Source organism: Segatella copri (genome assembly GCF_009494835.1).
Lineage (GTDB): Bacteria > Bacteroidota > Bacteroidia > Bacteroidales > Bacteroidaceae > Prevotella > Prevotella copri_F.
This window is the reverse complement of the sequence record NZ_VZBE01000003.1, coordinates 1-9,171: the sequence shown is the minus strand read 5'-3', so window position 1 is coordinate 9,171 and position 9,171 is coordinate 1. Positions and strand designations below refer to the sequence as shown.

Annotated in this window: 14 protein-coding genes and 1 pseudogene; 4 read left to right on the top strand and 11 right to left on the bottom strand. The window is 40.0% G+C overall.

The window, feature by feature from the left end:
- The first annotated feature begins 48 nt into the window (after positions 1-48).
- The 4 genes from F7D47_RS00915 (at position 49) to F7D47_RS00900 (ending at position 2,855) form a co-directional block, all read left to right on the top strand.
- Positions 49-528, top strand: a complete 480-nt coding sequence (locus F7D47_RS00915; protein WP_153108133.1) for a DUF3408 domain-containing protein — start codon at positions 49-51, stop codon at positions 526-528.
- A 184-nt stretch (positions 529-712) separates the two neighbouring features.
- Positions 713-1,126, top strand: a complete 414-nt coding sequence (locus F7D47_RS00910; protein ID WP_153085944.1) for a plasmid mobilization protein — start codon at positions 713-715, stop codon at positions 1,124-1,126.
- Positions 1,123-2,073, top strand: coding sequence for a relaxase/mobilization nuclease domain-containing protein (locus F7D47_RS00905; protein ID WP_153085945.1), 951 nt, complete (start codon positions 1,123-1,125; stop codon positions 2,071-2,073). The genes F7D47_RS00910 and F7D47_RS00905 overlap by 4 nt, the downstream gene beginning before the upstream one ends.
- A gap of 35 nt (positions 2,074-2,108) precedes the next feature.
- Entirely contained in the window at positions 2,109-2,855 is a 747-nt protein-coding gene (locus tag F7D47_RS00900; protein WP_153085946.1) for a hypothetical protein, read from the top strand.
- Positions 2,856-3,422: 567 nt separating this feature from the next.
- Here F7D47_RS00900 and F7D47_RS14855 read toward each other — a convergent pair.
- From F7D47_RS14855 to F7D47_RS14665, 11 genes and pseudogenes are all read right to left on the bottom strand, one after another.
- Positions 3,423-3,569: pseudogene (locus tag F7D47_RS14855) on the bottom strand (N-acetyltransferase); the annotation flags it as partial.
- Between the two features lie 2 nt (positions 3,570-3,571).
- On the bottom strand, positions 3,572-4,192 hold the full coding sequence (locus tag F7D47_RS00890) for a CatA-like O-acetyltransferase, family 2 (RefSeq protein WP_153085967.1): 621 nt from the start codon (positions 4,190-4,192) through the stop codon (positions 3,572-3,574).
- 33 nt (positions 4,193-4,225) lie between these two features.
- Entirely contained in the window at positions 4,226-4,393 is a 168-nt protein-coding gene (locus F7D47_RS00885; RefSeq protein ID WP_153085948.1) for a hypothetical protein, read from the bottom strand.
- Positions 4,394-4,470: 77 nt separating this feature from the next.
- Positions 4,471-5,109 (bottom strand): hypothetical protein, encoded by a 639-nt coding sequence (locus F7D47_RS00880; protein WP_153085949.1) that lies wholly within the window; start codon positions 5,107-5,109, stop codon positions 4,471-4,473.
- 15 nt (positions 5,110-5,124) lie between these two features.
- Positions 5,125-5,667 carry a hypothetical protein gene (locus tag F7D47_RS00875; protein WP_153085950.1) on the bottom strand — a complete coding sequence of 181 codons (543 nt, stop codon included), beginning with the start codon at positions 5,665-5,667 and terminating at the stop codon, positions 5,125-5,127.
- Positions 5,668-5,832: 165 nt separating this feature from the next.
- Complete coding sequence (locus F7D47_RS00870) at positions 5,833-6,138, bottom strand: hypothetical protein (protein WP_228112428.1); 306 nt, start codon at positions 6,136-6,138, stop codon at positions 5,833-5,835.
- A gap of 42 nt (positions 6,139-6,180) precedes the next feature.
- Positions 6,181-6,657 carry a hypothetical protein gene (locus F7D47_RS00865; protein ID WP_118404545.1) on the bottom strand — a complete coding sequence of 159 codons (477 nt, stop codon included), beginning with the start codon at positions 6,655-6,657 and terminating at the stop codon, positions 6,181-6,183.
- 5 nt (positions 6,658-6,662) lie between these two features.
- Complete coding sequence (locus F7D47_RS00860; RefSeq protein ID WP_153085951.1) at positions 6,663-7,262, bottom strand: hypothetical protein; 600 nt, start codon at positions 7,260-7,262, stop codon at positions 6,663-6,665.
- A 26-nt stretch (positions 7,263-7,288) separates the two neighbouring features.
- Positions 7,289-7,675 (bottom strand): hypothetical protein, encoded by a 387-nt coding sequence (locus F7D47_RS00855; RefSeq protein WP_153085952.1) that lies wholly within the window; start codon positions 7,673-7,675, stop codon positions 7,289-7,291.
- 20 nt (positions 7,676-7,695) lie between these two features.
- Positions 7,696-7,905 carry a helix-turn-helix domain-containing protein gene (locus tag F7D47_RS00850; protein WP_118081975.1) on the bottom strand — a complete coding sequence of 70 codons (210 nt, stop codon included), beginning with the start codon at positions 7,903-7,905 and terminating at the stop codon, positions 7,696-7,698.
- Between the two features lie 328 nt (positions 7,906-8,233).
- Positions 8,234-9,171, bottom strand: a 938-nt coding sequence (locus F7D47_RS14665; RefSeq protein WP_228113978.1) for a site-specific integrase, incomplete at its 5' end; no start/stop codon positions are given.

The window sequence follows — 9,171 nt, the reverse complement described above, 5'->3', positions numbered from 1 at the left end:
GAGCCGCATACCGTGACCACTATACCAACAATTTAAACAATGTAAGTTATGGCAAGAACAAAAGAAACGAAAATGTCTCCTGAACAGCAGGAGAAAATGACACAGGAGGTGGTGGCTTCGCTTCAATCATCCACTTATGGTAAAGACTATGCCCAAGAACATAGCTCTTTCTTTGAAGAGGTGGAGAACTCCGATTTAGAAGTTGTGACAGAGAATGTGGCTGCAACAACCTCCAGCATGGAGGACGAGCTGACGAACGAGGTTCAATCGCCACCGAATCCGCAGAAGCGCATCAGCGGCAAGCAGCGCAAGGCGACACTGGAGGAATATCAGCAGACATTCCTCCAAGTTCCAAGGATTGACGACCGCAAGCCAGTCTTCGTCAGTTCCGATGTACGAGACCGTCTTGACCGTGTCGTCCGCATCCTCGGAGGGAGACGCATGAGCGTATCGGGCATCATCGAGAACATCGTGCGCCACCACCTAAGCCTTTATGAAGAGGACTTCGAGGCTTGGCGCAAATTGTGAGAATTAAGGTCTGCGACCTTGGGCGTGGATAGCTGAAAGGCAGTAGTTCCAACTAACGTGTTCTGAGAGGGAGCGAGGTTATGTTTTGGGAACCCCAAAACGCCTCGCTCCACCATGAGGGCGGAGGAATTTTGCTCCCGACGGTCGCAGAAAGTAAGTGTACCAACTGTAAACAGTATATCGAATGACAAGCATGCAGGAACAGGACAAGAAAAAGGGCGGAAGACCGCCCACAGGCAGGATTCACAAGCTGTCGAAGTCTGTCACGGTGAAGTTCTCGAAGCCAAGCTACGAGGCACTGAGGCTGAGGGCGAGAAAAGCCAACCGCAAGTTGGCGGAGTACATCCGTGAGTCCGCCTTGAACGGCGAGGTGGTCAGCGGACACAATGCAGAGACGGTAGCCATCGCCAAGAATCTCATTGGCATGGCGAACAACCTCAACCAACTTACCAAGCTGTCGCATCAGAGAGGTTTCCATGAAACCTATGTATATGTGGTGGACTTGTTGAGAAGATTGAAAGAAATCCTTGGCGAGTTTCGCCAAGCAAGTTATAAACCGAAGCCAAGCAGTATGGGCAGAAAGGAGGATACCACATGATAGGCAAGCTAAAGAAAGGTGCATTCTTTGGTGGTTGCGTCCGCTATGTTACAGGCAAGGACGAGGCTAAAATCCTTGCTTCCGATGGTGTTTTGCTCGGCACGAATGCCGAGATAGTACAAAGTTTTGAGCTGCAAAGACAGCTAAATCCAAGGATTAAGAAGCCTGTGGGGCACATAGCTTTGAGCTTCAAGCCCGAGGACAAGCCACGTTTGACGGATGAATTCATGGCTAAGATAGCCCTTGAATACATGCAGATGATGGGGATAAAAGATTCTCAATTCATCATCGTAAGGCATCACAACACAGACAATCCACATTGTCATATCGTGTATAACCGCATCAACAATGAGAGCAAACTCTTATCAGACACCCACGATTACAGGCGTAATGAGCAGGTGACCAAGGCTCTTAAATCCAAATATGGACTTACTTACGGAACGGACAAGAGCAATACTAATACTCGTAAATTACGCAATGCCGAGCGAGCCAAATACGAGGTTCACAATGCCGTCAAGGAGGCCTTGAAAGTCGCAGATAGTTGGCAGAAGTTCAAGAATGAACTTGCAAAACGAGGTATTCACTTAGAGTTTGTCTATAAGGATAAGGAGCAAACCAAGGTGCAAGGTATCCGATTCTGTAAAGACGGATATAGCTTCAAGGGTACGCAGATTAGCCGAGACTATAGCTTTGGCAAACTGAATGCGAGATTAGAGGGAACGGAGAACCTTTTATCAGCAAGTGCCAACTCTGCTCAGCAATATGAGCAGGGCTGTTGCAAGAATGAGCAGGAGCCATCCATATCGGAGAGCAGCCAGGACCCTTGGGACGGTATTTCTTCCATTGGACTTTTTGCTCCAGCCAATGCTCAGACCTTTGAGCAATTTCCAGAGGATGAATCAGTCAAGAAGAAAAAGAAGAAACGCAGAAGAGGCTTTAGCCTTTGATGCAAGTTACAAACCATTCAAACAACAAAAGAAAGATGAAAGAAGAACTATTGGAAGCCATCTACGGCACAGTTGAGAGATTGGAGCAGAAAGTCGATGAACTTTCTGACTCCACAAAGAACGCAGGAACGGAAAACGTTCCAGCAAGTAATGACATAACCAAGTTGGATAAGTCAATCAATGCGATGTTTATCAAAGAAGAGGAAGTCAGAGGTAAAATATCCAAATTAAGAGATGCCATTGTCGTTTTTGCAGACCTTATTAAGGTTGAACTTGGCAAAAATGAGCAGCGAAGCAAGTTCTTGGTTGATGCAGTCAAGCAGATGAGACAAGGGAATGATGTTTCCTCAAAAGCATTGCAAGATAAACTTGAAGTGATGAACAAATCACCTCAAAAGAAGGTTGTAACCCATCGCTTCGAGCCAACCTCAAAGAATATTCTTCTTTTCATAGGTGGCTTGGCTCTATCTCTTGTCATTTCCATTTGGGGCAATCTCACCCAATGTCGAGAGCACCAAGATTGGGAGGAGGCAGATTTGAAGTATAGGGCATTGAAGATGGTGCTTCCATCCGACGACCCCAATGTTCGATACATCGAAAAGAACTTTTCTGTATGCCCAAATAAAGAAGTTATTGAGAAAGTGAGAACTCATGTAAATATTTACGAGGACTCAATTCGCTATCATAACGAAATGATACAGATGGCAGCAATTAAAGATAGCATTGCTAATAGCCTATTTAAAGAGGTGAATGAAATTAAAAAGAAAATTAATCAGAAATAATAGACAACGACCAACGGGTACAAGCGCATTCTTCGCTTCGAATCGGGTAGGAGGTAAATGCTAATCATAAAAGGCAGTTGCCTCCTATTTTCACATTTACCGACCTCCCACACCATGCTTATTAGGGACTTGCCCCATTAGATAAGCTCATGCCGAGCATACCAACAAAAAAAACGTGGGTAATCATAGGCTTATCCACGGATTTTTATTTAAATGGAGAAAATAGTATAAATCTTCATTATTGGGAAAACTATACTGAACAAAATGCAAATAAACTGCATTAAACTATAACAGTGATAGCATGACACAGTTTAGCTTACACTCTCAGAGCAGAGGCTACCGTCACAAAGAAAGGACTCTCCATTATCGCTACAATAAATCAAAGAACGTATGAAACGAAAAGCCCCATTGAAGAATCTTACGAATCAAACAAGAGCAAACGTATCATTTTTGATGATGAGCTCTCCAAATGGAACTATCTCGTCAAATGTTGCTCTTAACCGCAAAACTGCGGAAGTTATTTTTTACACATTACATAATCCGGATTTTTGTCTAATTTTTCCTGTATATTTTTTTGTTTTTGTTTTCCACAGATGTATGAGGAGGCCATCCTGCAATAGGGCCGATAGCTAGAACTTTGGCATAATTATAAAGAGACTCTGCATCGTGTTCTGTCCAGGAACGAAGTATCAATCTTTGTTTTTCCATATTCATCGCTACACAAGTAATTTATTGATTTCCTGCTGCAGGCGATCCAGGAACTTTGCAGCATGTGCCCCGTCCATTTGAGTGTGGTGGAATTGGAATGAAACCGTTAGTGTCGTTCTGAAGAAACCTTTATGGTACTTGCCCCATATCATAAACGGATTGTTGAAGATACCGCTGTACATACCTACCGCACCGTCAATTTCATATTGGGCCAGTGCGGAAGTCCCTATTACCATGCTTTCTGTCAAATCGTGGTTCTCACAGCTTCGGGCTACTTCCGTTGTCAATTTCAGATAATCTTCATTGAATAGCTGCAAATCTTCAGAAAACGGCACATCACATGAACTGACCTCATTGTCCTTGTTCATAACAATGGTATTAACCGCAATAGCATCATATTGCATCAATTTGTCTCCGACAGGCAGCATATAAAATTCCTTGATACTGCTTGCCGCTTTGCCGATGCACCAGCACATCAGCATATTGAATTTCATACCTGACTTTTTGCTGATTTTAACAAGACGACTGACATCCAAAATCTTGAAAAACGTAACCATTGGCATCGGGGCTTTCATCCAAAGCTCAAATGCATATGCACGGGTGGTTTCTTTGGGATTTATTTCTCTCATAGTGCTTAACTTCATATTTTTATCGTTTTTATACTACAAAAATAACGTTTTATTTTGATAATCCATCCAAATCCCTTGAATATCTGTATTCCGTCGTAATTTAGACAAAATAGAAATATAATCTGCAAAAATGGAACTAAGCAATTGATTTTCCAACACGGAAAGATGCATGTTTGCAATGAATATTTGTTCTTTTGCCATACTCTTGAAATGACAAAACCGGATAATTGCACAGAGTTGTGGAAAATAACAATGCTGTTATGCAGATTATATCCAAACTACACAACAAATAGCATAAAACTTCCGAAATCTGTACCACCATAAGGATATAAAACCATTATATCTTTTTTATGCTGGCATACTGAGGCCATAGATATAATTACGTCTTGATTTTCCCCATACCTATTCTTTATGGGAAGCAAAGCCCTTTCCAAGAGGTTCACAATCTCGCTTTTTGCAAAGGTACTACCATGTTGTATTAGGAAGTTTTGGAAATCATATATTCCTGAAAACAAGAATCTAATTGCAGTCTTTAAATCTTCAAAAGTTTCTATTTCTATAACGCCCAAGAACACGATGGTATTGTTGCTTATGGGAACACTCCAAGTTTGGATTTCTTCACTGAAATAAAATCCAGTCAAATCAAAATGAAAAGTTTTTCTTACCAACAAACTGTCTTTAAGTTCATTGGAATGCGTAACCAATATGTAATGAGCATTAGGATTTGCCTTATATAATTTCTCTGCAAAGGAGGTATAATCATCATCTTTTGCATCTCCTATATAGTCATAGTCTATCAAGCGAACGTCAATTTGTGGGTTCATGCCAAACAATGCCTTTATTTGGGAGGGCATACTGACAGTAGCGTCCTCTCCTATGGATTTAAATTTCGTAGAAAGCAAAATATCGTTGTTCATGATTTCTTACTTGGTTTATTCTTCGTTTTGAACAATTATTTTGAAATGAATAGGAACTGGTGGATTTTGGCTGTTGAAATAGTTCTCAAAAAACTTTTGAGTGTCATCATCATCGACGACACCTCCAATGATTAGTTCCATGGGATTTACCCAACCACGTCCTATGTAGATGAGAGTATCGGGATATTCTTCTCTGAGGCGTAATCTTGCCTTTTCTATCCAATTTTCTATCTCCAAAATTATTTGTCCGTCTTTGCTACGCCCCCATTCAAAGTCTTCTGCAATTTCTTTAACTTCGGATTTAAGTTCATCATAAAGCATAGAGGGTAAATTGCTTTTGTTATTTTTTACGAAGCATTTTAGCCTTTTTATATCATCCTTGTTGTTTACTTTTGAAATTAGTCTAAGTTCTTGCCCCAATTTCATATTTATCTGTTGGATGTCAGACAATATCCAGTCGTTAATGGAATCTTTCAATAATTCTTTTATGGGATACTGTATGGTGTTTTCCTTCTCTATTTTGAACCGATTGAGTTGTTGTATTTTCCGTTCTTCCATAATCTTTGTTTTTGAATCCACGATTTCCAGTTACCTATGATACAAGCAATACCCCCTCCTGTAGTCTGGGGGAGATAATCTTTTTTTGTTTTCAAACGCCATTTTATAGTCTTTCATATACCATTCCCATGCTTCTTGCATTACATAATTTTTGTCATATAATATCTAAATTAACCTGTCCCATTCGTAGTTCGAGGCTTTGGGAACCATCGTTACTTTACTTCCTTTTTTACCGCTTGGACGATTGGCTTTTACTTGATACCTTATATTTCTATAAACGAAATCCGCCCCTTTGGCAACAGCAGTTTTATCTTTCATGTAGTCAGAATATTCTTTTTCAGACATACCAACCAACATTGCAGCATCATATTCAGAAATGGAACTTGTAATAGATGGTGCAACCCCAAAACTTGCTTGCCATTGTAACGCAATATCTACCAGTTTATCTCTTAACTTTATTTTTTCTTCCATAATTGTGTTTATTTGAGCCTTGCGTTAATCATTGCACTAATATCATTTGACGTATCTCACCACATCCATTCCGAGGCATCCGTGCTGATAGGTAACGGTTACGGTGTCGCCCACATGATAGTCTTCCTTGTTGAATCCTCCACTGACATTTACCTTTTGTCCATTGTCCGTAAAACGAAGAACACATCGCGTTGTCCTCATCTTGCCTCCCGAACCGTAAAGGTCTTGGATAACAGCTTGGCGTTGTTGCGTAGAAATCGGGAAATAAAAGTTTGTGGTGAAGATTATCGCCCCCAATACAACGGCAAGGGTACACGTATGCATTGAAACATAGTCGTCATCCTTGAACAGCTTGACAAGCAGATAGGAAACTACTGCTATTCCTCCGATGAGCCACCAACTATCATCGACTGTTCGCATCGCCGTAATAAGTCCCCAATATACACAAGCTAACAACAATATGGTTTTGACAAACTGCACCAAACAAGAGTCGTCATCGTCTTTCCTTCGTTTCTTCATGATTCCTACAATTTTATTCCGTTCATCGTTTGCTCTTGCCATTCCAAGATTTGACTAACACCTTTATCGTAATCGCCTCTTTCTATATAATCTTTCAGCAATCGAGCGTTCTCTATCTTATCTAAGAATAGGTTGTAATCTTCCCTCTTTCTCAACGAGATTATTTTATCCAAAAAGGACACCGACTTGCGATAGTCTTCCAAAATGTAATAGGTCAAAGCATAGTATTCGTCACGACCAGAACTTGAGCCATAGTACGGATGTTTTTTAAGGAAAAGCAGAATGTCCTCAAATGTATTCAGCTTATCAAACACATCAAATTCATTCAGTTTGTCTTGAAGTTCAGACATTCTATTAATATCACAATAAGAGCCGAGCCTGCCCCCTAAGCTGAAATTATAAGTGCTAAATGGCGCATAAAGGCATTGAGCGAAATAGTTGACGAAGAACGAATTTGGGTCTATGGAATTATCCAAATAGAATCCAACCAACACCATTGCCCCAGTTTTATGAGCCAATGTATAATATGCTAATCGCCCCTTTTTCTTGAACTTATCGGGGAGATTCAACTTTCTCATGAGCTTGCTTAATTCTGATGACTTCATGTTATTATATGATACAAAACTCCATTTTATTGTAAAATCTTTTTCTTATACTTTCCTTTCTGTATATATTTCTGTATATACTGTTTAGAAAAAGGACCTTTTATAATATCATTATTACAACATTTCAAGTTAGAACTTGCCGCTTGGATAAGCCACCAGTTCTCCTTACCTTCACCTCGTCCCAAAATGATGGCGGAATCATTCCAATATACTGTATGTAAACTATCTATTTCATGGTCTCTGTCACCAGACAACTTACATTTCAAATAATATGTTTCATGAAACTCATCGGGTGAATATATGTAGTATTCATCTACCAAATTCATTTTGGAAGATGAACAGGCCATTAGGGCAAAGCATAACACCCCGATATTTATCGCCAAGACTATATGGATTAATTTATTTATTTTCATATTGTTATTCCATAATTACTTTAATCATTACGTTCTTTCTCGTCTGTGATAAGTTCTTTCATATCCACAGACAACAACTGCGCAATTTCAAGAAGTGTGGTAAGGTTGGGTTGAGAGCGGTTGCATACATAAGCATTGACCGTACTGAAACTTCTTCCCAACTTCTTTGCAAGCCATGTTTGGCTTATCCCTTTGTCCTCTAAGACTGCTCTTATACGATTTAATTTCATGTTTTTATCGTTTTTATGCTACAAAAATAACGTTTTATTTTGATAATCCATCCAAATCCCTTGAATATCTGCTGTATTCCGTCGTAATTTAGACAAAATAGAAATATAATCTGCAAAAATGGAACTAAGCAATTGATTTCCCAATATGGCAAGATACATATATGCGTTTATGAATATGTTCTTTTTGCCATACTCTTAAAATGACGTTACATGAAAATTACTGTTGGTAACTACTCTTTTACCTTTGCAAAGACTAATCTTAATATTTTGTAAAATCACAGCATAAAATGTTGTTTTTCAGAAATTAGATTTAACTTTGCACACGAAATCAAAGCGTTCTTTGTATATTGCAAAGTTGTGAAAGAAAAAGAATATAGCTCGTTTCTAAATCGTTAGCAGTCACATTCTTTAAAATACTCAACTCGCTGATATTCAATAAATAAAAGAATTTACTGTGACTCGCCACGTGCCAGGACAGCGGCTTGGTGATACCACATTTTTTGCCCAGTCTTTTGAGCGAATCCATACAACTTTGGTAGTTGGGTACTGGAAACGCCCTGCCGTCTTCACACAATCCACGGTATTTTTCCATAATCTGCTTGGGATAATCAAGCAACTTGATGTTGGCTTCCGTTCCTGTCTTCTGTCGATGGATAACAATCCATTCACCTTCATCGAAAAATTCCTTGATGTTCTCTTCCTTCAAGTTGTACAGATCAATGAAAGCGAGGCCTGTAAAACAACAGAACAGGAACAAGTCACGCACCATGCTCATCTTCTTTCTTGTGATAGGTGTCTCCATCAACAGGTGAATCTCTTCTTTGCTCAGAAATTCTCTTGTGGTCTCTTCTTCCTTGTACTCATATCGTCTGAATGGGTCTTTTACGAGCCATTCATTATCTATGGCACGGAATACCATTGCACGGAGATTGCGGACAAACACCATCGCAGAGTTTATCTTCAAGTGCTTGTCGGTTCTGAGAAAAGTCTCGTAGTCTGTGATAAAAGGCAGCGATAACTCTTTCAGAGCAATATCCTTCACATGGTAATGCGTCTGCAAGAACTCGCCCACATAGGCACACCCGATTCTATACTTCGTGTATGTACTCAAAGCCTTCATGCCAGCCTTATATTGCTTTTCCATTTCATCACGGCTTTGGGAATAGACTTTCATCAGTGTATGGCAACGATACTCCAAACCAAGAAAGGCATTCTTCACCTTGTCGGCAGTGACGAAGTTGTCCCTGTCCATAATCTCCTGATAAT

Coding starts and splice junctions, on each gene's coding strand:
- F7D47_RS00890 (WP_153085967.1), bottom strand. CDS start 4,192: ATGAGAGAAATAAATCCCAAAGAAACCACCCGTGCATATGCATTTGAG.
- F7D47_RS00880 (WP_153085949.1), bottom strand. CDS start 5,109: ATGAACAACGATATTTTGCTTTCTACGAAATTTAAATCCATAGGAGAG.
- F7D47_RS00855 (WP_153085952.1), bottom strand. CDS start 7,675: ATGAAAATAAATAAATTAATCCATATAGTCTTGGCGATAAATATCGGG.
- F7D47_RS00910 (WP_153085944.1), top strand. CDS start 713: ATGACAAGCATGCAGGAACAGGACAAGAAAAAGGGCGGAAGACCGCCC.
- F7D47_RS00850 (WP_118081975.1), bottom strand. CDS start 7,905: ATGAAATTAAATCGTATAAGAGCAGTCTTAGAGGACAAAGGGATAAGC.
- F7D47_RS00900 (WP_153085946.1), top strand. CDS start 2,109: ATGAAAGAAGAACTATTGGAAGCCATCTACGGCACAGTTGAGAGATTG.
- F7D47_RS00915 (WP_153108133.1), top strand. CDS start 49: ATGGCAAGAACAAAAGAAACGAAAATGTCTCCTGAACAGCAGGAGAAA.
- F7D47_RS00870 (WP_228112428.1), bottom strand. CDS start 6,138: ATGGAAGAAAAAATAAAGTTAAGAGATAAACTGGTAGATATTGCGTTA.
- F7D47_RS00905 (WP_153085945.1), top strand. CDS start 1,123: ATGATAGGCAAGCTAAAGAAAGGTGCATTCTTTGGTGGTTGCGTCCGC.
- F7D47_RS00875 (WP_153085950.1), bottom strand. CDS start 5,667: ATGGAAGAACGGAAAATACAACAACTCAATCGGTTCAAAATAGAGAAG.
- F7D47_RS00865 (WP_118404545.1), bottom strand. CDS start 6,657: ATGAAGAAACGAAGGAAAGACGATGACGACTCTTGTTTGGTGCAGTTT.
- F7D47_RS00860 (WP_153085951.1), bottom strand. CDS start 7,262: ATGAAGTCATCAGAATTAAGCAAGCTCATGAGAAAGTTGAATCTCCCC.
- F7D47_RS00885 (WP_153085948.1), bottom strand. CDS start 4,393: ATGGCAAAAGAACAAATATTCATTGCAAACATGCATCTTTCCGTGTTG.